This window comes from Kitasatospora sp. NBC_00039 (assembly GCF_045160625.1).
Taxonomy (GTDB): Bacteria; Actinomycetota; Actinomycetes; order Streptomycetales; family Streptomycetaceae; genus Kitasatospora.
In genome coordinates this window covers 5364694-5386066 of sequence record NZ_CP108289.1, presented here as the reverse complement: position 1 = coordinate 5386066, position 21373 = coordinate 5364694, and the positions used below count along the sequence as shown (strand labels likewise).

Annotated in this window: 15 protein-coding genes; 3 read left to right on the top strand and 12 right to left on the bottom strand. The window is 74.2% G+C overall.

Annotated features, from left to right (window positions below; all coding sequences use genetic code 11):
* Positions 1-634: 634 nt before the first annotated feature.
* The 5 genes from OG286_RS24015 to OG286_RS23995 form a co-directional block, all read right to left on the bottom strand.
* A complete protein-coding gene (locus OG286_RS24015; RefSeq protein ID WP_405360119.1) occupies positions 635-2401 on the bottom strand; it encodes a hypothetical protein in 1767 nt (588 codons plus the stop codon).
* Between the two features lie 119 nt (positions 2402-2520).
* Complete coding sequence (locus tag OG286_RS24010; RefSeq protein ID WP_405360121.1) at positions 2521-4338, bottom strand: GMC oxidoreductase; 1818 nt, start codon at positions 4336-4338, stop codon at positions 2521-2523.
* Between the two features lie 59 nt (positions 4339-4397).
* Positions 4398-6041 (bottom strand): succinic semialdehyde dehydrogenase, encoded by a 1644-nt coding sequence (locus OG286_RS24005; protein WP_396321429.1) that lies wholly within the window; start codon positions 6039-6041, stop codon positions 4398-4400.
* A 173-nt stretch (positions 6042-6214) separates the two neighbouring features.
* Positions 6215-7939, bottom strand: a complete 1725-nt coding sequence (locus OG286_RS24000; protein ID WP_396321430.1) for a serine/threonine-protein kinase — start codon at positions 7937-7939, stop codon at positions 6215-6217.
* Positions 7940-8196: 257 nt separating this feature from the next.
* The gene (locus OG286_RS23995) at positions 8197-9291 is read right to left on the bottom strand and encodes a protein kinase domain-containing protein (protein ID WP_396321431.1); all 1095 of its coding nucleotides are present in this window, start codon (positions 9289-9291) and stop codon (positions 8197-8199) included.
* 55 nt (positions 9292-9346) lie between these two features.
* Here OG286_RS23995 and OG286_RS23990 point away from each other — a divergent pair, with 55 nt between their 5' ends.
* Positions 9347-9883, top strand: a complete 537-nt coding sequence (locus OG286_RS23990; protein WP_396321432.1) for an SHOCT domain-containing protein — start codon at positions 9347-9349, stop codon at positions 9881-9883.
* Positions 9884-9911: 28 nt separating this feature from the next.
* Here OG286_RS23990 and OG286_RS23985 read toward each other — a convergent pair whose 3' ends face one another.
* Positions 9912-11909 carry a serine/threonine-protein kinase gene (locus OG286_RS23985; RefSeq protein WP_396321433.1) on the bottom strand — a complete coding sequence of 666 codons (1998 nt, stop codon included), beginning with the start codon at positions 11907-11909 and terminating at the stop codon, positions 9912-9914.
* 254 nt (positions 11910-12163) lie between these two features.
* On the opposite strand from OG286_RS23985, the gene OG286_RS23980 reads away from it, so the two are divergent.
* A complete protein-coding gene (locus OG286_RS23980; RefSeq protein WP_396321434.1) occupies positions 12164-12733 on the top strand; it encodes a hypothetical protein in 570 nt (189 codons plus the stop codon).
* Between the two features lie 79 nt (positions 12734-12812).
* Here OG286_RS23980 and OG286_RS23975 read toward each other — a convergent pair whose 3' ends face one another.
* The 4 genes from OG286_RS23975 to OG286_RS23960 all read right to left on the bottom strand — a co-directional run bounded on the left by OG286_RS23975 (position 12813) and on the right by OG286_RS23960 (position 17566).
* On the bottom strand, positions 12813-13940 hold the full coding sequence (locus tag OG286_RS23975; protein WP_396321435.1) for a GuaB3 family IMP dehydrogenase-related protein: 1128 nt from the start codon (positions 13938-13940) through the stop codon (positions 12813-12815).
* A 162-nt stretch (positions 13941-14102) separates the two neighbouring features.
* Positions 14103-15605 (bottom strand): IMP dehydrogenase, encoded by a 1503-nt coding sequence (gene guaB, locus OG286_RS23970; protein ID WP_396321436.1) that lies wholly within the window; start codon positions 15603-15605, stop codon positions 14103-14105.
* Positions 15606-15866: 261 nt separating this feature from the next.
* Entirely contained in the window at positions 15867-16583 is a 717-nt protein-coding gene (locus tag OG286_RS23965) for a sigma-70 family RNA polymerase sigma factor (RefSeq protein WP_396321544.1), read from the bottom strand.
* Between the two features lie 371 nt (positions 16584-16954).
* Positions 16955-17566 carry a response regulator transcription factor gene (locus tag OG286_RS23960; RefSeq protein ID WP_014136228.1) on the bottom strand — a complete coding sequence of 204 codons (612 nt, stop codon included), beginning with the start codon at positions 17564-17566 and terminating at the stop codon, positions 16955-16957.
* Positions 17567-18127: 561 nt separating this feature from the next.
* On the opposite strand from OG286_RS23960, the gene OG286_RS23955 reads away from it, so the two are divergent.
* Positions 18128-18454, top strand: coding sequence for a WhiB family transcriptional regulator (locus tag OG286_RS23955; RefSeq protein ID WP_148644417.1), 327 nt, complete (start codon positions 18128-18130; stop codon positions 18452-18454).
* A 103-nt stretch (positions 18455-18557) separates the two neighbouring features.
* Here OG286_RS23955 and OG286_RS23950 read toward each other — a convergent pair whose 3' ends face one another.
* Both OG286_RS23950 and groL read right to left on the bottom strand, forming a co-directional pair.
* Positions 18558-19571: a LysR family transcriptional regulator gene (locus OG286_RS23950; protein ID WP_405360127.1), complete on the bottom strand. Its 1014-nt coding sequence runs from the start codon at positions 19569-19571 to the stop codon at positions 18558-18560.
* A gap of 132 nt (positions 19572-19703) precedes the next feature.
* Positions 19704-21332, bottom strand: a complete 1629-nt coding sequence (gene groL, locus OG286_RS23945; RefSeq protein WP_396321438.1) for a chaperonin GroEL — start codon at positions 21330-21332, stop codon at positions 19704-19706.
* Positions 21333-21373: the final 41 nt, after the last annotated feature.

Below are 21373 nucleotides of genomic sequence, written 5' to 3'. Positions count from 1 at the left end.
TGATCATCGACGTGGCCTTCCCGGACCTCCCCGAGGGCCGCCGGGCGGCCCCTGGCAGACCTCCCCTGGCCGGTCCGGCCGAAAATGGACTGTGCCGAATCATGCCGAATCGGTTGCAGAGCAAGCCCTTCGTCCAGCACGATGCTGCTTGGAAGAGGTTCTCCCGGTGGCTGAAGGCCCACTGCGGAGGCCCGGCCCGGTGCCGCCGAGACCCTTGGTGGCAACGATTGTCACCTCACGCTCCGTGAGCGAAGGCCCGGCGCAGCCATGCGCGCCGGACCAGCCGCACCGCGAGCGTGCGCGCCCCGCGCGACCGGCACACCCACGCCGGTGCTGCGACGGCGCGGTCCCAGAAGCCAACCGACAGGACGGCGCTCCTCCCCCGGCGCCGTCACCCCAGCACCGGCGCAGCCCTGACGCCGCGTGCTGAACGACAAAGGGCCCCGTTCCCCCGCGGGGCCCTTTGCCCTTCTCCGGGCCGGTCGGGTCCTGGTCCGGCCTCCTCGTCCGGGCCCCGTCGGGGGCCTTGTCCGGGCCTTGTCCGGGGCCGCGCGGCGGGGTGACCGCTGCGGCGGGCGGGCGCCGGGACGACGCGAGGGGCGCGGGCCGCCGAGGCGCACGCCCCCCCGGCTCGCTACGGCTCCTTGCGCCAGACGCTCGCGTCGGCGGCATCCCCGCCGTCCCCGGGGGCGGCGGCGCCGGGGGCCGGCGGCTGCTGGTCGTGCGAGCCGATCACCTCGCTCACGCCCGCCACCTGACCCGGCACCAGCGGCCCGCCCTCGTGCACCACGCCCGCGGGCGCGGCGTCCGCGTGTGCCGTCTCCCCGGGCACCGCTCCCGCGTACGCCGCACCCTCGTACGGGCCGCCCTGCGGCGGCACCGCTCCGAGGGGGCCACCGGCCGAACCGCCGCGGACGGCCGCCAGCAGCGGCGGCACGGCCAGCGCGCCGACCGCTGCCCAGATCACGTTGGCCGCCAGCTGGGAGCCGAAGAGCAGACCGACCGAGAACTCGCGGTCGGCGCCCGTCCGCCCGCCCGAGGACCCGCTGCCCGACGTCGCCACGAAGCCGGCCACCGCCATGAGCAGGGTCAGCCCGGTCGCGTACACCACGGCAAGCCGGATCCGGTCGGCCGCGTCGAGCCGGCGGCGGTGGGCCGTCCAGCCGAGGTATGCCGTCGCGGCCAGGGCGAGCAGCAGGGTCCACCGCCAGTCGGCGGTCTCGCCGTGCAGGTCGAAGAGCGAGAACTCGTCGCGCGGGCCGCTCGACCCGTAGCCCGGGCCGTCCCCGTCGTAGCCGCCGTAGCGGCTGCTGCCGTCGCCCGCCCGCAGGGTCGCACCCGAGCCCAGGCCGAGCAGGCTCAGGCCGAGGTTCGGCAGGAAGGCCACCGAGACACCGGTCGCCCACCCCTCGTCCTGCACGGCGACCAGCACGAACCCGGCCAGCGCGCCGAGCCCGACCGACACCGCCGCCGCCCGGCCCGCGGCCAGCCCGGCCACCGCCCACCCGCGCACCGCGCGGTTGCGCCAGGCCGCCCAGCGCAGCGCGTCCGTCCCGTACACGGTGAAGGCGAGCAGCCCGGCCAGCAGCGCGCTCCAGCCGACCGCCTCCAGCCAGCCGGAGTCGGACCGGTACTCCACAGCCCCGTAGTAGTCGCTGAAGCTCGCCCCCCGGCCGTTCGACGGGGACCAGACGGCGCCGCCGACCAGGCCCACCAGCAGGGTCGCCGCGGCCACCACCAGGGCGGTGCGGACCGCCTCGCCGGCCGCCTGCGCCCGGGTCTGCTGCGCACCGGTGCGGGCCTGGCGCAGGCGCACGCCGGCCCGCAGACCGAGCCAGAGCGCGAACAGCCAGAGCGCGGTGACCGTCATCGGCACCGTCCGCACCAGGAGCGACGGGCCGCTCTCCCCCCGGAACAGCCGGCCGCTGAGGCCGAGCTTGAAGGGTGCGCCGAGAGCGGCCAGGGCCATGGCCAGGGCGGTGCCGAAGCGGTCGCCGAAGTCGGGCGAGTCGTAGAGGTAGCCGACGTTGTAGTCGCCCGGGATCGCGGCGATCAGCGCCGCCAACAGCAGCACCGCGGTCGGCGCGATCACCGCCTTCACCGCCGGCCGCCAGTCCTCGCCGGTGAGCCACCGCAGCGCGGCGGGCTGCGCGGCGGCCGCGTCGTACGGCCGGCCGGTGCCCCAACTGCCCACCGTCGGAGGGACGGTGGGCGGCGCGTACCCGGGCCGGCCGGGCGCCGCGGCCGTCGGGTACCCCGGCGCGGACGGTGGCGGCGGGGGCAGCACGGGCGGGGTGAGCGGTGTCGCGGCTGGCGGGGGCGGCGCCAGCGGCCGCCCGCAGGACGCGCAGCCGAGCGCCCCTTCCGCCGAAGCCGCGCCGCACGATGCGCAGATGGCCATGGACCGTGATCCCCCCGTGAGAACAAGCCCCTGGTCCCCCCAGGGAGCCCGTTTATCCCATCGTGCGCGGACGGCTGTCAACCGGCTCCGGCGCGTCGCGGCCCGGCCCCGGCGAAGCGTCAGGGAGCTTGCGTGCCAAGCTTCTTCGGCACCTCGGGGACGGCCAGCAGCGGCAGGCGCAGCGCACCGAAGGCCTCCTTCGGCACCGCCGGGCGCACCGGCGCCACCGACTCGACCCGCCGGTACGCCTCGCCGGGGGCCGGGCGCCGGTCGTCCTCGCCCTTGTTCGGCCACATCGACATGGCCCGCTCGGCCTGCGCGGTGATCGTCAGCGACGGGTTCACCCCGAGGTTGGCGGAGACCGCCGAGCCGTCCACCACGCTGATCCCGGGGTGGCCGAAGAGCCGGTGGTACGGGTCGACCACGCCGGTCTCGGCGGAGTCGCCGATCGGGCAGCCGCCGAGGAAGTGGGCGGTCATCGGGATGTCGAAGATCTCGCCGACGGTGCTGCCCGCGAAGCCGTTGATCTCGTCGGCCAGCGCCTGGGCGCCCTGCTCGGCGGCCGGGATCCAGGTCGGGTTGGGTGCGCCGTGCCCCTGGGTGGAGGTCAGCTGGCCCTTTCCGAGGCCCTTCTTCTTCAGCGAGACGGTGATCGAGTTGTCCAGCGACTGCATCACCAGGCCGATGATCGTCTTCTCCGACCAGCGGCGCTGGTTCATCGAGCGGGCGAAGGTCACCGGGTGCCGCACCGACGAGCCCAGGTAACGCAGCCAGCGCGGGCCCTTGCCGCCGCCCTTGACCTGCGCGATCGACAGCGCGCCCATCGCGTTGGAGCCCTTGCCGTAGCGCACCGGCTCGATGTGGGTGTTCGCGTCCGGGTGGATCGAGGAGGTGATCGCGACGCCCTTGGTGAAGTCCGTCCGGGCACCGTACCGACGGTCGGTGGTCTGCGCGCCGACCAGCGCCTCGGAGTTGGTCCGGGTCAGCTCGCCGAGCCGGCCGGAGATCCGGGGCAGGTGGCCGCCGTCGCGCATCCGGTGCAGCAGCGACTGGGTGCCGTAGGTGCCGGCCGCGACCACCACCCGGGCGGCGGTGATGGTCCGCGCCCCCGCCTTCACCGGGTCGGTGGTGGAGCGGGCGTCGGTCCGGCGGACGTCCACCTTGAAGCCCTGCGTGCCGTCGGCGCCGGTGTGCTCGCGGATCCGGGCCACCGTGGTGAGCGGGTGGATCTCGGCGCCGCCGCGCTCGGCCAGGTGGAGGTAGTTCTCGGTGAGCATGTTCTTGGCGCCGTGCCGGCAGCCGGTCATGCACTCGCCGCACTCCACGCAGGCCCGCCGCGCGGGGCCGGCGCCGCCGAAGTACGGGTCCGGGATCTCGTCGCCGGGCGCCGCCTCGGCCGCGCCCCCGGCGTCCTTGCCGTCACCGAAGAAGACCCCGACCGGCGCCATGTGGAAGGTGTCCCCGACGCCCATCTTTTCGGCCGCCGCCCGCAGATGGACGTCGGACGGGGTCATGGTCGGGTTGAGCCGGACGCCCAGCATCCGCTGCGCCTGGTCGTAGAACGGCGCCAACTCCTCCTGCCAGTCGGTGATGTGGGCCCACTGGCGGTCCTCGAAGAACGGCTTCGGCGGCACGTAGAGGGTGTTGGCGTAGTTCAGCGAGCCGCCGCCGACGCCGGCGCCCGCCAGGATCAGCACATTGGCCAGCAGGTGGATCCGCTGGATGCCGTACAGGCCGAGCCTGGGCGCCCACAGGTACTTGGCCAGGTCCCAGGAGTTCTTGGGCAGTTCGTCGCGCTCGAAGCGCCGCCCGGCCTCCAGGACGGCGACCCGGTAGCCCTTCTCGGTCAGCCGCAGCGCGGAGACCGACCCACCGAAGCCCGAGCCGATCACGACCACGTCGTAGTCGAACTCCGCCTCATCGCGGGACCCCACCATGTGCCACTGCTCCTTCGGGAAAAGAACTGACGTCGGGACGGACTGCCGTGGGCCGTCGGCTACTTGAGGCGCAGCGCCTTCAGCACCCGCAGGCCGCCGGTGAACACCGCGGCGAACTGCTTGTCGTCCAGCCCGAACGAGGGCGCGAGCGGCATCAGCCGCTGGCTGGCGACGGTCTGCGCCTCGGTGAACCGCAGGATGCCCTCGGCGCCGTGCCGCCGGCCGAGCCCGGACTCGCCCATGCCGCCCATCGGCGCGCCGACCGAGCCGTACGCTGCCGCGTAGGCCTCGTTGACGTTGACCGTGCCGGTGCGCAGCCGGGCCGCGACCGCCCGGCCGCGCCGCAGGTCCTTCGTCCAGACGCTGGAGTTGAGCCCGTACGGGGTGGAGTTGGCGGCGGCCACCGCCGCGTCCTCGGTGTCGAAGCGGTAGACCGAGACCACCGGGCCGAAGGTCTCCTCGCTGCAGACCGCCATCTCCGGGGTGACGCCGTCCAGGATGGTCGGCTCGTAGAAGAACGGGCCGAGATCCGGCCGGGACCGGCCGCCGGTGACCACGGTGGCACCGGCCTTGACCGCCTCGTCCACGTGGCGGGTGGTGGTGTCCAGCTGCCGGACGGAGACCAGCGAGCCCATGTCCGCGCCGTACGCGAGGCCGCCGCCGAGGCGCAGGGCGCGGGTCCGCTCGGCGAACTTCGCCAGGAACTCGTCCGCCACCGAGCGGTGCACCAGCAGCCGTTCGATCGAGATGCAGAGCTGGCCGGCCGAGGAGAAGCAGGCCCGGACGGCACCCTCGGCGGCCCGGTCGAGGTCGGCGTCGGCCAGCACCAGCATGGCGTTCTTGCCGCCGAGTTCGAGCGAGACGCCGACCAGCCGGGCGGCGGCGCGCTGGGCGACCTCGCGGCCGGTGCGGGTGGAGCCGGTGAACGAGACGTAGTCGGCGTGCTCGACCACGGCCGGGCCGATCACCGGGCCGTCGCCGATCACAACCTGCCAGAGGTCGGCCGGCAGCCCGGCCTCGATCAGCAGCTCGCGGGCCCAGAGCGCGGTCAGCGCGGTCTGCGTGTCCGGCTTGTTGACCACCGCGTTGCCGGCCACGAAGGCGGGCAGCGCGTCGCCGATGCACAGCTCCAGCGGGTAGTTCCACGGCGAGATGTGCCCGACCACGCCCTTGGGGCGGCGGGCCTCGATCGCCTGGGTGAGCAGCGGCAGCGCGCCGCCGCGCCGCTTGTCGCGCAGGTAGCCGTGCGCGGCGCGCCCGTAGTGCCGGGCGGCCATGGCGACGGCCAGCACCTCCTCGAAGGCGTGCAGCCGGGCCTTGCCGGTCTCGGCCTGGATCAGGTCGAGCACCTCGTCCTGGCGCTTCAGCAGCAGGTCGTGGAAGCGCAGCAGGACGGCGGCGCGACGGCGCACCGGCAGCGCGGCCCAGGCCGGCTGGGCACGACGGGCCAGCTCGAAGGCGACCTCGACGTCGGCCGGGGTGGACTGCGGCAGGCCGGCCAGCCGCTCGCCGGTCAGCGGGGCGACGGTCTCCACCAGGCTGGGCTCGCCGGTCGCGGTGATCCCGCCGGCCAGGCGGGTGACCAGCGACGACGGAACGGCCGCGGCGACCGTGCGGCCGCCTCCGGGGGCGGCGGGGTTGCGGTCCGCCGCGCCTGCACCGGGCTGCCGGAGGGCCGAGGCATCTGCTGTGAGGTCCGTCATACGGCGCAGCCTAGGCGTTCGGCGGCCGGTTCGGTACCCGTGGGTAACAAGAAACTCCGAGCGGCCCACCCGGCCGGCGGGTCACCGGCTCGGCCGGTCACCGGCTCGGCGCTTCGTGACGGCTCGGCGGCTCCGCGCTTCTCCGGGTCAGCGGGTCGGCGCTTCTCGGCGGCTCAGCGGGTCGGGGTGAAGTGGCCGAGCACCGCGTTGAACCGCTGCTCCCCCTCCGGCCAGTCCTTGTCCGTCTCCGGGCAGGACAGGTAGATGGCGTAGCCGGTCCCGTCGTCGTCGATGAACTCCGCCTCGATCGCCCGCCGCCGTCCCCCCTCCTTGGCCGCGTAGCTGAACTCCCAGACCGCGGCGTCGTGGCCGTTCACCAGGACGCTGGTCAGCTTGTGCTGGCGGTACTCCTTCAGCTTGGAGACGGTGGTCTCCATCTGCCGCATGTGGTCCAGCGGCTTGACCGACTGGCCGACGGTGACGGCGAACTGGAGGTAGTGCGTCTTGTTGTCCGGGCTGTAGAAGATCTGGTTGGCGGTGTCGGTGCTGCGCTGCCAGGCCGGGGTGGCCACCGGCAGCGGGAAGCGGAAGCCCGCCGGGTCGTCCACCCAGCGGTAGCCGGTGGGCGCGGGGTCCGCGTCGCCGGACGCGGTGGGCTGCGGCCCGCCGGTGGCGGTCGGGGTGGGGTCGGCGACCGGGGTGCCGGAGTGCCGGGTCACCAGGAAGGTCGCCCCCGCGGCCAGCACGGCGACGCCCAGCCCGATCGCGGCGATCCGCAGCACGTTGCGGCGTCCGGCCGGCCCGCGCGCGGGCGCGACGGGGTGCACCACCAGCGCGGGCCGCCCGGCGGGCGGACCCACGGCGGCTCCGGCGCCCACGGCGAGGGCTCCGGCGTCCGCCGCGGTGGCAGCCGGCGTCGCCGGCGGTGCGACCGGCCCGGGCGTCGTCTCCGGCTCGGAGTCCGGCCCCGGCCCGGACGGCGCCTCGGTCCGGTCCACTACCGGCACCGACTGGGTCGGCGTCTTCACCGGCGCGACCGGCTTGAAGCCCATGGTGTGCCCGGCCTGCACCTCGGCCAGCATCCGGGCCGCCTCGTCCGCGGTCGGCCGCTCGGCCGGGTCCTTGGCCATCAGCGCGGCCAGCACCGGCCCCAGCGCCCCCGCCCGGCGCGGCTCCGGCAGCGGATCTCCGACCACCGCGGCCAGCGTGGTCAGCGGCGACGTCCGGCGGAACGGCGACTGGCCCTCCACCGCCGCGTACAGCGTCGCCCCGAGGCCCCAGAGGTCGGAGGCCGGGCCCGGGCGGTCTCCCTGGGCGCGCTCGGGCGCCAGGTAGTCCGGCGAGCCGACCAGGTCACCGGGCCGGGTCAGCTCGGCCGAGCCCTCGTACGTGGCGATGCCGAAGTCGAGCAGGACCACCCGCCCGGTGCCGCGCTCCAGCAGCACGTTGGCCGGCTTCACGTCCCGGTGCAGCACACCCAGCTGGTGGCCCCGGTGCAGCGCTGCCAGCACCTGGCTGCCGACCTCGGCGGCGGCCCGCGGCTGCAGCGTTCCGTCCTGGCTGATCACGTCGGCCAGCGAGCGGCCGTCGACCAGCTCCATCACGATCCACGGCCGGCCGTCCTGCTCCAGCACGTCGTGCACGGTGATCACGCCGGGGTGCTTGATCCGGGCGGCCGCACTGGCCTCCCGCTTCATCCGGGCGTGCAGGATCTGCAGCTCCTCCTCCGGGAGGTGGCTGACGGTCAGCTCCTTGACGGCGACCTCGCGGTCCAGCATCCGGTCCCAGGCCCGCCAGACCGTGCCCATGCCGCCGCGGCCCAGCCGGTCGCCCAGCTCGTAGCGTCCGGCCAGCAGCCGCTCCGCCTCGGCCGCCTCCGGCCGGTCCTGCACGCTCATCGGCGACCGCTCCCCCTCATCCACCTGCCGTCACCTCGACGGAGGGCCGGTGCAGACCATTTCTCGAACAGATCCCACGCACACATTAGGCGCCCCGCCCGCACCCCGGTAATCTCCCCCGCCCGTCCGGCCGGCGGGACGGCCCCGACAGGCACCGTCAGCCTGCGAACATCAGCCCGCGAACACCGGGGCCGCCACCATCAGCCTGCGAACGTCAGCCCGCGGGCACCGGCACCGCCACCATCAACCCGCGAACGTCAGCCCGCGAACACCACGACGGCGACCACCCCGAGCACCAACAGCAGGAAGACCCCGCCCACCAGCACCGGTCCGAGCAGCGCCGGCGGCATCAACGGACGCCGGACCGGCTCCGGCCCCGCGTCCGCCGCGACCGGCTCCGGGGCCGGCCCGCCCCGGCCGCGCCGACGCGGCGTCAGCGGCACCAGCGGCCCCTCCGGCCGCAACTCCAGCGCCCGCGCCGACCGCTCCTCGTCGGCCGGCTCCGGCGCGCCCGCCAGGAGGCCTGCCAGCTCCCGCTGGACGGCCTCCGCGGTAGGCCGCAGCGCGGGGTCGGGCTGGAGCAGCCGCTCGACCAGCGGCGCCAGCGGCCCGCACACCACCGACGGCTCCCGCCGGCCGTCCCGCACCGCCGTGACCAGCTCCGGCACACCGTGGTCCGGGAACGGCGAGCGGCCGGTCACCAGCCGCTGCACCAGCACGCCCAGCGCCCAGCAGTCCCCCGCCGGGCCGCCGTCCAGCGGCCAGCGCTCCGCCACCGGACCGACCAGGGTGGCCCGCACGTCGTACCGGCGGCGCCCGCCGGGCCCGCCCAGCTCCTCGGCCAGCGCCTCCTCGGCCACCCCCGGCAGCAGTCCGCCCAGCAGCGCCGCACCGTCCTCGCAGACCAGCACCGACGCGGTGGTCAGATTGCCGTGCGCGAGCCCGTCCTCGTGCAGTGCCCGCAGCGCACCGGCCAGGTCGGCCGCCAACTCGGCCGCCCGGTACGGCGGGACCGGCCCGGCCGCGACCAGCTCGGCCAGCGGCACCCCGGCCGGCCGTTCCTCGACCGTCCAGAGCAGATCGCCCTCGACGAAGGCCCCCGCCCCCTGCAACAGCCTGGGGTGCGAAGGCGCCGCCGACCCGGCCGCCGCCACCCGGCGGACCAGCCGCTCGCCCTGCTCGGGGACCGGCTCGTCCGGATCGTGACCGCTCGTCAGCAACGCCGGCAGCTCCAGGCCGCGCAGCAGGACCGCACCCCCGGTCACCTCGTCCACGGCGGAGGCGCGCAGCGCCTCCGGACGGTCCGTCAGCCGGTAACGCCCTGCCAGCACCTGACCCGGACCCGCTCGCATGCGTGTTCCTCTCGCTCGCGCCCCAGCCTAGGGCGTGCGCATTACGCTCGGTCCCATGGACTGGACCGATCTGATCGAGGCGGCCTTCGACGTGGCCGGCAACAGCAACAGTGACACCCGGGCGCAGGCCCTGCGCACCGTCGAGGCGAACGTGACCCCCGAGGAGAGGCCGGTCGCGTCCACGGCGGGGCGCCATCCCGACCATTTCCGCAAGGGTGTCCTGGTCCTCACCACGCACCGGCTGCTGTTCCTGAAGGACGGAAAACCGCCTGTCCCGGTTCCGCTTTCCGCGGTCACCGACGCGACCGTCGCCAAGTCCCGGATCAACGGCGAGGTGCTGCTGGTGGTCGCCCTCACCGGCTCGCACCGGTTCGAGGACGTGGTGAAGGGCGAGGTGTTCGCCGAGCAGATCCGGGCCGCCGCCCGGCTGGCCCGGACCGCCGCACAGAAGGCGCCGGCCGGGCCGGGCGCCGCGCCCGCCTCCTCCGGCACCGAGCTGCTGGACCAGCTGGAACGCCTCGCCGCCCTGCGCACCGCCGGGGCGCTCACCGACGAGGAGTTCAGCCGCGCCAAGCAGCGCCTGATCGGCTGAGCCCGCCGGGAGGCCCCGGCGGGCCCTCCTACGGCGCGGGCTGGAAGGAGTCGAAGGCGGTCTGGCGGGCCTGGGCGTTCGCCGGGGCGCTCCAGTCCGCGTCGGGGGTGATCCAGTAGATCGCGTAGCCGTACTTGGCGGGCGTGCCGGTGACGAAGCCCCGGTTGAGCGAATGCGTCCGGGGGTTGCCGCTGATCCACTCCCAGTCGGCGGCGTTGGTCCACTCGCGGTAGGCGACGGCCTGCAGCTGCACGCGCTGGTAGTTGGAGACCTGGGCGCGCAGCCCGGGCTCGGACTCCTGCCAGTCGGCCACGGCACTCGCACCGGGGCTGGTGGTCCATTCGATCTTCAGGGTGCTGCCGTTGCCCTTGAAGGTGCGGCGGGTCGCCTCCGAGCCGGCCGGCTGGAGCCAGTCCGGCAGCACGACCGAGAAGCCGGCCGGGTCCTTGTACTCGTGGAAGCCGGCGGGCACGGCCGGGCCCGCCGGCGTGCCGGGAGCGGGCGTGACTGGAGCCGGCGGGGCGGCTGCCGGGGTGCTCGGCGCTGCGGCGGTCGGTGCCGGGGTCGCCGCGCCGGTGGGCGCGGTCGCCGGGGTTCCGGTCGCCGGGGCGCCGGTCGCCGCCGGGCTCGCCGGGCCGCCCGCCGGGACCGTGGCCGCCGTGCCCTCCCCCTCCGGGGAGGTGGTGGCCGCCACCGGGGCGGTGCTGCCCGCGCCCTTGGCCGGCAGGTGGTCGGAGCCGCCGACGGCCTGGATCACCGCGACCACCCCGGCGATCAGCACCAGGACCAGCACCGCGGTGACCACGGCGAGGCGCCGCCGTCCCGTGCGCGGGTCGGCACCGGCCGCCTGGGTCGCGCCCAGGGTCCACTCGCTGGTGACCGGCTTGATCGGGTCGGTGGCCGGCGCGCCGGCCCCGGCGGTGGCGGGCTTCTCCGCCGCCTCGGCGCCCTTGGCGGCCCCGGTCTCCCCGGTGACCGCGGCGTCCTTGGCCCGACTCCCGACCCGGACGGTGCCGAGCAGCCCGCCGACCGGACGCTTCCCGGCCGGCTTCCCGGCGGCCGGCGTCTGCGCGGCCTGCTTCTCCGCGGCCGGGGCCACGGCCGCTTCGCTCTTGGCCTTCGCCGCGCCCTTGCTCTCCCCCGCCGACGGCTTCACCGGCATCGCGTGCTCGGTGGTCGACTCCGCCCGTGCGGTGGCGTCGGCCACCACCCGCTTCAGCATCGACCGGGTCTGCGAGGCGTCCAGCCGCTCGCCCGGGTCCTTCTCCAGCAGTCCCTCGATCACCGGCTTGAGCGGCCCGGCGTTCAGCGGCGTGCTGAGCTCCTCGGTCATCACCGCCGTCAGGGTGGCCAGCGCCGAGCCCCGGTCGTACGGCGGCCGGCCCTCGACCATCGCGTACAGCGTGCCGCCCAGCGACCAGAGGTCGGCCGGCGGGCCGGGCTTCTGCCCGCGGGCCCGCTCGGGGGATATGTACGAGGGCGCGCCGACCAGCATCCCGGTGGAGGTCACCGAGGCGTCGCCCTCCACGCTGGCGATGCCGAAGTCGGTGAGCACCACCCGGCCGTCCTCGCCGATCAGCACGTTGGACGGCTTCACGTCGCGGTGCAGGATGCCGAGCGCGTGCGCGGCGACCAGCACGCCCAGCACGTCGAGCGCGATCTCGGCGGCCCGGGCGGGCGCCAGCGGCCCGTCCTCCTTGATCACGTCCGCCAGCGAGCGGGACTCGACCAGCTCCATGACGATCCACGGCCGGTCGTCCTCCTCGACCACGTCGAAGACGGTGACCGCCGAGCCGTGACGGATCCTCGCCGTCGCCTTGGCCTCGCGCAGCGTACGGACGATCAGCCGGTGCTTCTCGTCCTCGTCGACGCTGCCGTTCATCCGCAGTTCCTTGACCGCGACGATCCGGCCCAGCATCTCGTCCTCGGCGCGCCAGACGGTGCCCATACCGCCGCGCCCGAGCACCGCGTCCAACCGGTAGCGTCCGGCCAGGAGGCGGCCGGTGGAACCCTGCGCCTGGGTCATTCGGAACGTTCCCCCATGTGGTGCTGGCCGGTCGAGGTGACGGCGCGTCGGCCCGACGCCGGGCCCGAACGCCAAGCCTCCATCATCCCCTGTCCCCGGGGCCCGCGGCCACCCGCCCCCCGGCCACCCTGGTGACGGCCCCGCCGAACGCGGCCGCTCCGTGCCCGATCTGTGATCGAAAACTCTGTTCGGCCGGCCCGGAGCGCTGCTAACGTTCGGCCGCTCACAGTCTTTTCCGGGGGGATTCGACGCCCATGACCGCACCCGCACCCGGCGCTGACGGCCACTCGGAACGGCCGCGAACGGCCCGGCACTTCTCCGTGGCGCCCGAGCCGGAGGTACCGGAGGGCTATGTCGCCCCCGGCATGCCCGGCGCCCCGGTGACCGGCTACCGGCCGGAGCCCGAGCACGCCGACGGGCCGGCGCGCCGCCGCCGGACCGGCACCGCCGTCGCGGCGGCCGTCGTCGCGATGCTGGCCGGCGCGCTCGCGTACGGCGCCGCCCTGGCCCGGGTCGAGGGCAGCATCGGCTGGCTGGCCATCGCCCTGGCCGCCGCCGTCGCCTGGCCGCTCGGCCGGCTCGGCGGCCGCAGCCACGCGCTGCCCCCGCTGGGCGCGCTGCTGGCGGCCGGCGCGCTCTTCCTCGGCCAGCTGCTCGGCCAGACGCTGCGCCTGCACGGCCTGGCCCGCACCCCGTACGGCGAGCTGCTCGGCGACGCCCTCCGGCTCTGGCGCGCCGACCGGCACCCGCTGGACCTCGTCTTCTACGGCATCGCCGCGATCGGCGGCTTCCTGCTCACCCGCCGCACGGCCACCCCCAGCTGAGGACGCCCGGGCCGGACGCGGCAGAGCCCCCGCCGGGTGGTGATCCGGCGGGGGCCCTGGTCCGTCACGGCACGGCGGCTCAGCGGTGGTTGAGCGCCGGGTTGACCGTGACCTCGACCCGCTGGAACTCCTTGAGCTCCGTGTAGCCGGTGGTGGCCATCGCCCGGCGCAGCGCGCCGAACATGTTCATGGTGCCGTCGGGGGTGTGCGACGGACCGGTGAGGATCTCCTCGGTGGTGCCGACGGTGCCGAGGTCCACCCGCTTGCCGCGCGGCAGCTCCTCGTGCACGGCCTCCATGCCCCAGTGGAAGCCCTTGCCGGGCGCGTCGGTGGCGCGGGCCAGTGCGGCACCGATCATCACCGCGTCGGCGCCGCAGGCGACGGCCTTCGGGATGTCGCCGCTGTAGCCGACGCCGCCGTCCGCGATCACGTGCACGTAGCGGCCGCCGGACTCGTCCATGTAGTCGCGGCGGGCCGCGGCCACGTCGGCGACGGCGGTGGCCATCGGCACCTGGATGCCCAGGACGTTGCGGGTGGTGTGGGCGGCGCCGCCGCCGAAGCCGACCAGCACGCCGGCCGCGCCGGTGCGCATCAGGTGCAGCGCGGCGGTGTAGGTGGCACAGCCGCCGACGATGACCGGGACGTCCAGCTCGTAGATGAACTGCTTGAGGTTGAGCGGCTCGGCGGCGCCGGAGACGTGCTCGGCGGAGACGGTGGTGCCCCGGATGACGAAGACGTCGACGCCGGCGTCCACGACGGCCTTGGAGAACTCGGCGGTGCGCTGCGGCGAGAGCGCGGCGGCGGTGACCACACCGGAGTCGCGGACCTCCTGGATCCGCTGCTTGATCAGCTCGGCCCGGATCGGCGCGGCGTAGATCTCCTGCAGGCGGCGGGTCGCGGCGGCCTCGTCCTCCAGCGTGGCGATCTCGTCCAGCAGCGGCTGCGGGTCGTCGTAGCGGGTCCAGAGGCCTTCCAGGTTGAGCACGCCCAGGCCACCGAGGCGGCCGATGGCGATGGCCTGCTGCGGGGAGACCACGCTGTCCATGGGGGCGGCCAGGAACGGCAGCTCGAAACGGTAGGCATCGATCTGCCAGGCGATCGAGACCTCCTTCGGGTCACGCGTACGCCGGCTGGGGACGACGGCGATGTCGTCGAATGCGTACGCCCGGCGGCCGCGCTTGCCTCGCCCGATCTCGATCTCAGTCACTTCGTTCGAGCCCTTCTGGTTTGTTGCTCATGCCCGCCGGGTCACCCCGGCCGCCCCCAGTATCCCGCACCCGCCCGTCGGCGCGCCGCGACGGCCCGCCCCCCGGACACGCACGAGGGACCCACCGCTCGGAAGCGGCGGGTCCCTCGGCGGACGACGGCGTCAGCGGCTGGTGTAGTTCGGCGCCTCGACGGTCATCTGGATGTCGTGCGGGTGGCTCTCCTTGAGGCCCGCCGAGGTGATCCGGACGAAGCGGCCCTTGCTCTCCATCTCCGCGACGGTGGCGGCGCCCACGTAGCCCATGGTCTGGCGCAGGCCGCCGACCAGCTGGTACAGCACGGCCGACAGCGGGCCGCGGTACGGCACCTGGCCCTCGATGCCCTCGGCGATCAGCTTCTCGTCCGAGGTGACCTCGCCCTGGAAGTACCGGTCCTTGGAGAAGGACTTCGCCTGTCCGCGCGTCTGCATCGCGCCCAGCGAGCCCATGCCGCGGTAGGACTTGAACTGCTTGCCGTTGATGAACAGCAGTTCGCCGGGCGACTCCTCGCAGCCGGCCAGCAGCGAGCCCAGCATCACGGTGTCGGCACCGGCGGCGAGCGCCTTGCCGATGTCGCCCGAGTACTGCAGGCCGCCGTCGCCGATGACCGGCACGCCGGCCGCCTGGCAGGCGAGCGCGGCCTCGTAGATCGCGGTGACCTGCGGGACGCCGATGCCGGCGACCACACGGGTGGTGCAGATCGAGCCGGGGCCGACGCCGACCTTGACGCCGTCCACGCCGGCGTCGATCAGCGCCTGGGCGCCGTCGCGGGTGGCCACGTTGCCGCCGACCACGTCGACGCCGACGGCCGCCTTGATCTTGGCGATCCAGGCCAGCGCGTTGTGGCTGTGGCCGTGCGAGGTGTCCACGACCAGGAAGTCGACGCCCGCCTCGACCAGGGCCTGGGCCCGGTCGAACGCCTCGGCGCTGGCGCCCACGGCGGCGCCGACCAGCAGGCGGCCCTCGGCGTCCTTGGCGGCGTTCGGGTACTTCTCGGCCTTGACGAAGTCCTTGACGGTGATCAGGCCCTTGATCCGGCCCTCGTCGTCGACCAGCGGGAGCTTCTCGATCTTGTGGCGGCGGAGCAGGCCGATCGCGTCCTCGCCGGAGATGCCGACCTTGCCGGTGATCAGCGGCATCGGGGTCATGATCTCGCGGACCTGGCGGCTGCGGTCCGACTCGAAGGCCATGTCGCGGTTGGTGACGATCCCGAGCAGCTTGCCCGCCTCGTCCGCGATCGGCACGCCGCTGATCCGGAACTTGGCACAGAGCGCGTCGGCCTCGGCCAGGGTGGTCTCCGGGCCGACCGTGATCGGGTCGGTGACCATGCCGGACTCGGAGCGCTTCACCAGGTCGACCTGGTTGGCCTGGTCCTCGACGGACAGGTTGCGGTGCAGCACGCCCACGCCGCCCTGGCGGGCCATCGCGATCGCCATCCGCGACTCGGTGACCTTGTCCATCGCCGCGGAGAGCAGCGGGATGTTGACGCGCACGTTCCGGGAGACCCGCGAGGAGGTGTCGACCTGGTTCGGCAGCACCTCGGAGGCCCCGGGCAGCAGCAGCACGTCGTCGTACGTGAGCCCGAGCATCGCGAACTTCTCGGGTACGCCTGCGGCGTTGTAGGACATTTGGGGGTACCTTCCGTGGCCGGCCTATTCCGCTCGCGCCCTGAGGGTGGGGGCGCTGTCATCGCTCACTCGCTCAGGCCGCCGAAAGCTCGGTGCCGTTGGAGGAACCTCCAGGGGAACCCCGCTCGCACCCACGAAACTTTGGCAACCCGCCCAGGCGCCGATACCCCATGGTACTGGCACCACGAATGTGCACTCGTGTGCCCTTGACAACACCCGGCGCCCATGAGCCATTCCGGCGCGGGCGGGCCGGGGCCGGGATCAGGAGGATTCCTCCGCGAGCGCCCGCAGCCGGCTGAGCGCGCGGTGCTGGGCGACCCGGACGGCGCCGGGCGACATCCCGAGCACCTCGCCGGTCTCCTCCGCCGACAGCCCGGCGGCCACCCGCAGCAGCACCAGCTCGCGCTGACGGGCCGGCAGGTTGGAGAGGAGCTCCTTGGCCCAGGCGGCATCGCTGCTCAGCAGCGCCCGCTCCTCCGGGCCGAGCGCCTCGTCCGGCACCTCCGGCAGGTCGTCCTGCGGGACGACGGTCGAGCCGGGCCCGCGCATCGCGGCCCGCTGCAGGTCGGCGATCTTGTGGGCGGCGATGCCGTAGACGAAGGCCTCGAACGGCCGGCCCTGGTCCCGGTAGCGCGGCAGCGCGCAGAGCACCGCCACGCAGACCTCCTGGGCGACGTCGTCCACGTGGTGGCGGGCCCCGCCGGGCAGCCGGACCAGCCGGCCGCGGCAGTACCGCAGCGCCAGCGGGTGGACGTAGGCGAGCAGCGCGTCGATCGCCGGGCCCTCGCCGCGGACGGCGGCCGCGACCAGCTCGCCGACCAGGGGGGAGCTGCCGGTACCGAGCACCGGCGCCCGGTCGATGCCGCCCCGGACGCCCGCCTCGCCGGCGCCCGCGTCCTCACCGGCTCCGTGGCCGGGCTCACCGCCACCGGGATCCGTGTACGACGGAGTACCCGGGCCGGAGGGCTCGGCCTCCACCGGGTCCGCCTCGCCGGTAGCACCGGCAACGTCGTCACGCATCGGTCCATGGTGCCTGGTCGAACGAGAAAACGCGGCACCGCGTCCGGAGTTGTGCACCGGAACGTTATGCGGTGCGGCGCCGGGCACCGCGCCACCGCGCACCACCGGCCCCTCCTGCACCGTGCCGCCTCCCGCCCCGCCGCCGTCGGTGGTCCCGTCCGTCGCGCCGTCCACCGAGTGTCCTGCGGCTTCGTGGTCCGCCGCAGTGCCTGTCCGCTGGTCCCCGAGGTGCTCCACTACTCCATGGTGCAACCTCGGGACCGTAACGTCACACGCCCCTGCGGGAGGAACCGCGAGCAGCGCGCCGCGAGCAGCGGCGCCGCCGGTGGTCAGCGGACCAGGCCCCAGCGGAAGCCCAGGGCCACCGCGTGCGCGCGGTCCGAGGCGCCGAGCTTCTTGAACAGCCGCCGGGCGTGGGTCTTGACGGTGTCCTCGGAGAGGAACAGCTCGCGACCGATCTCGGCGTTGCTGCGGCCGTGGCTCATGCCCTCCAGCACCTGGATCTCACGCGCCGTCAGCGTCGGCGCGGCACCCATGTCCGGGCTGCGCAGCCGGCGCGGGGCGAGCCGCCAGGTCGGGTCGGCGAGGGCCTGGGTGACGGTGGCCCGCAGCTCGGCGCGCGAGGCGTCCTTGTGCAGGTACCCGCGGGCACCGGCGGCCACCGCGAGGGCCACACCGTCGAGGTCCTCGGCGACGGTGAGCATGATGATCCGCGCGCCCGGGTCGGCGGACAGCAGCCGCCGGACCGTCTCGACCCCGCCGAGGCCGGGCATCCGGACGTCCATCAGAACGAGATCGGAGCGGTCGGCCACCCAGCGGCGGAGGACCTCCTCCCCGTTCGTCGCGGTGGTGACCCGGTCGACGCCGGGTACGGTCGCGACCGCGCGGCGAAGCGCCTCGCGGGCGAGCGGGGAATCGTCGCAAACGAGAACGGAAGTCATGACCGTCGTCCTCCGCAGCTGATCCGCGTCACGTTGAGCCTCCTGGCTGGTACGAATCTCTCCGACACGGCCGATTGGCGACGGACTCCGTGCCGATCGCCTGAACTTCCCCGCGATCGTTCCCGACGTCCGGCGCCCGCTAACCGCCTCCGCACTTCCAACGACCGTCACTCGAATGAGTTACGGCTTTCAGGGCCATCTCCACCACTGTACGTGGCCGACCCGTTACCGATCAGCCGCATCGCGGTGCACACGCCGCACTTTTGTGCAGCTCGCGCGCGGTCGGCGTACGACCCGCACACCGACCCGGAGCGTCGTGCGCCCGTCGGCCACCCGAATTGCCGCGCCTGCGCCCGCGCAAGTCCATGCCCACTTTGCCCGTTTTTATAGCTTTTGTACGGTCATTGACTGTTGTGCCACTCTGTGGGTGACTTGTCCATGGAGTTGCCGTAAGTCATATTTCCAGGTGTCCACACCAGCGCATCGAAGCCTCGCCGTGCCGCACCGCCCAGCCCGCTGGTGGCCGGCTGGTGGCCGGCGAGCCTCTGAAGGGAATGAGCCATGGCAGATTTCTCCCGCCTCCCCGGCCCCAACGCCGATCTCTGGGACTGGCAGCTCTCCGCGGCCTGCCGCGGCGTGGACAGCTCGCTCTTCTTCCACCCCGAGGGCGAGCGCGGGGCCGCGCGCAGTTCGCGCGAGGCCAGCGCCAAGGAGGTCTGCATGCGCTGCCCGGTACGGACCGAGTGCGCCGCGCACGCACTGGCGGTCCGGGAGCCGTACGGCGTCTGGGGAGGCCTGACCGAGGACGAGCGCGAGGAGATGATGGGCCGCTCGCGCAACCGTCTGGTGGAGGTGCCGCTGGCCGCGCCGACGGGGCTGCAGCGCTAGGCGCTCGCCCGCGCCGCGCCGTGAAGAAACGTTTCTTCGCGGCGCTCCACGCCGCACGGCCGCCCGGCCCGGGACGAGCCGTCCACGGCCCCGTGAGCCACGGTCAGCGCCCGGCGGCCGCCGCGCCCGCCAGCCGCTCCAGCATCAGCGCCACGGCCGGCACCTCGGCGAGGTCCGGCAGGGTCAGGGCGACCACCTGCCGCACCGCCGGCGCCCCCGAGGCGGTCCGCACCGGCACCGCCGACACGCCGTCAGGGCGCACCGACTCCAGCGCCAGCCCCGGCAGTACCGCCACCCCGAGCCCGGCCGCCACCAGGCCGACCACCGCCGGGTAGTCGTCGGTCGCGAAGTCGATCCGGGGCTCGAAGCCCGCTCCCGCGCAGAGCTCCACCAGGTGCCCCCGGCACTGCGGGCAGCCGGCGATCCACTGCTCCCCGGCCAGCTCGGCCAGCTCCACCGGGCCACCGCCTCCCCGCCCGGCCAGCGGGTGCGCGGCGGGCAGGAGGCCGACCAGCGGGTCGTCCAGCAGCGGGGTGACCACCAGATCGGACCAGTCGGTGCCGGCACTGAGCTGCTGGGCCTCCAGGTTGGCCTCGGCCCGCGCCTCGCGCGGCGTGCCGTGCGCGGGCGCGGGGGCCGGCGCCGGGGCGCCGCCGGGGGCCGGCGGGTAGCGGAAGGCCAGCGCGACCTCGCACTCGCCGCCGCGCAGCATCGCCAGCGACTCCGGCGGCTCGGCCTCGACCAGCGACACGCGGACCCCCGGATGGCTGTCCCGCAGCCGGGCGACGGCGGGCGGCACCAGAGTGGAACTCGCGGTCGGGAAGGAGACCAGCCGCACCCGCCCGGCCCGCAGCCCGGCGATCGCCGCCACCTCCTCCTCGGCGGCGGAGAGCCCGGCCAGGATCCCGGTGGCATGCTTGAGCAGCACCCGCCCGGCCTCGCTCAGCTGCATGCCGCGGCCCGAGCGGACCACCAGCGGGGTGTCGACGGCCTTCTCCAGGGCCTTCATCTGCTGGCTGATGGCGGGCTGCGTACAGCCCAGCTCACGAGCGGCGGCGGAGAAGGAGCCGGTGCGGGCGACGGCACGCAGGACGCGCAGATGGCGGGCCTCGATCATGGCTCAGTTATAAGCCAAACTTTGCCGTATGCAAAATTCCACTGATAGTTGAACGGTGAAGCACGCCCGACGCCGGAGGCCCGGCCCGGCTCCCGAAGGAGCGGGACCGGGCCTCCGGTCACTGATCAGGCGTCAGTGGGAGTGGCCGTGACCACCGTGCGAGTGGCCGTTGTCGGCCTCCTCTTCCTTCTTCTCCACCACGAGGGTCTCGGTGGTGAGCAGCAGGGAGGCGATCGACGCGGCGTTCTCCAGCGCGGAGCGGGTGACCTTGACCGGGTCGATGACGCCGGCCTTCAGCAGGTCGCCGTACTCGCCGGTGGCGGCGTTGAAGCCGTGACCGGCCTCCAGCTCCGCGACCTTGTGGGTGATGACGTAACCCTCGAGGCCGGCGTTCTGGGCGATCCAGCGCAGCGGCTCGGCGAGTGCCTTGCGGACGACCGCGACACCGGTCGCCTCGTCGCCCTCCAGGCCCAGGCCGCCCTCCAGCACCTTGGCGGCGTGGACGAGCGAGGCGCCACCACCGGCGACGATGCCCTCCTCGACCGCGGCACGGGTCGCCGAGATGGCGTCCTCCAGGCGGTGCTTGCGCTCCTTCAGCTCCACCTCGGTGGCGGCGCCGACCTTGATGACGCAGACGCCGCCGGCCAGCTTGGCCAGGCGCTCCTGCAGCTTCTCGCGGTCCCAGTCGGAGTCCGTGTTGGCGATCTCGCCCTTGATCTGGGCGACGCGGCCGGCCACGGCCTCGGAGTCACCGGCACCGTCGACGACGGTGGTCTCGTCCTTGGTGATGGTCACGCGGCGGGCGGTGCCCAGCACGTCCAGACCGGCCTGGTCGAGCTTGAGGCCGACCTCCTCGGAGATGACGGTGGCACCGGTCAGGGTGGCCAGGTCGCCCAGGATCGCCTTGCGGCGGTCACCGAAGCCCGGGGCCTTGACGGCGACCGCGTTGAAGGTGCCGCGGATCTTGTTCACCACGAGGGTGGACAGCGCCTCGCCGTCGACGTCCTCGGCGATGATCAGCAGCGGCTTCGAGGCACCGCCCTGCAGGATCTTCTCCAGCAGCGGCAGCAGCTCCTGGATGGAGGAGATCTTGCCCTGGTTGATCAGGATGTACGGGTCCTCGAGGACCGCCTCCTGACGCTCCGCGTCGGTGACGAAGTACGGCGACAGGTAGCCCTTGTCGAACTGCATGCCCTCGGTGAAGTCCAGCTCCACGCCGAAGGTGTTGGACTCCTCGACGGTGATGACACCGTCCTTGCCGACCTTGTCGATCGCCTCGGCGATCAGCTCGCCGACCTGGGTGTCCTGCGCGGAGAGGGACGCGACGGCGGCGACGTCGTCCTTGCCCTCGATCTCGCGGGCGACGGACAGCAGGTGCTCGGAGACGGCGGCGACGGCCTTGTCGATGCCCTTCTTCAGAGCGGCCGGGCCGGCACCGGCGGCGACGTTGCGCAGACCCTCGTTGACCAGGGCCTGGGCCAGCACGGTGGCGGTGGTGGTGCCGTCACCCGCGACGTCGTTGGTCTTGGTGGCGACCTCCTTGACGAGCTGCGCGCCAAGGTTCTCGTACGGGTCGTCCAGCTCGACCTCACGCGCGATGGTGACACCGTCGTTGGTGATGGTCGGAGCGCCGAACTTCTTGTCGATGACGACGTTGCGGCCCTTGGGGCCGATGGTCACCTTGACGGTGTCGGCCAGCTTGTTGACACCGCGCTCCAGCGAGCGGCGGGCGTCCTCGTCGAACTGCAGGATCTTCGCCATGTTCCCTATTCCCTCGGGGCTGCGGCCGGCATGCCGGCCGC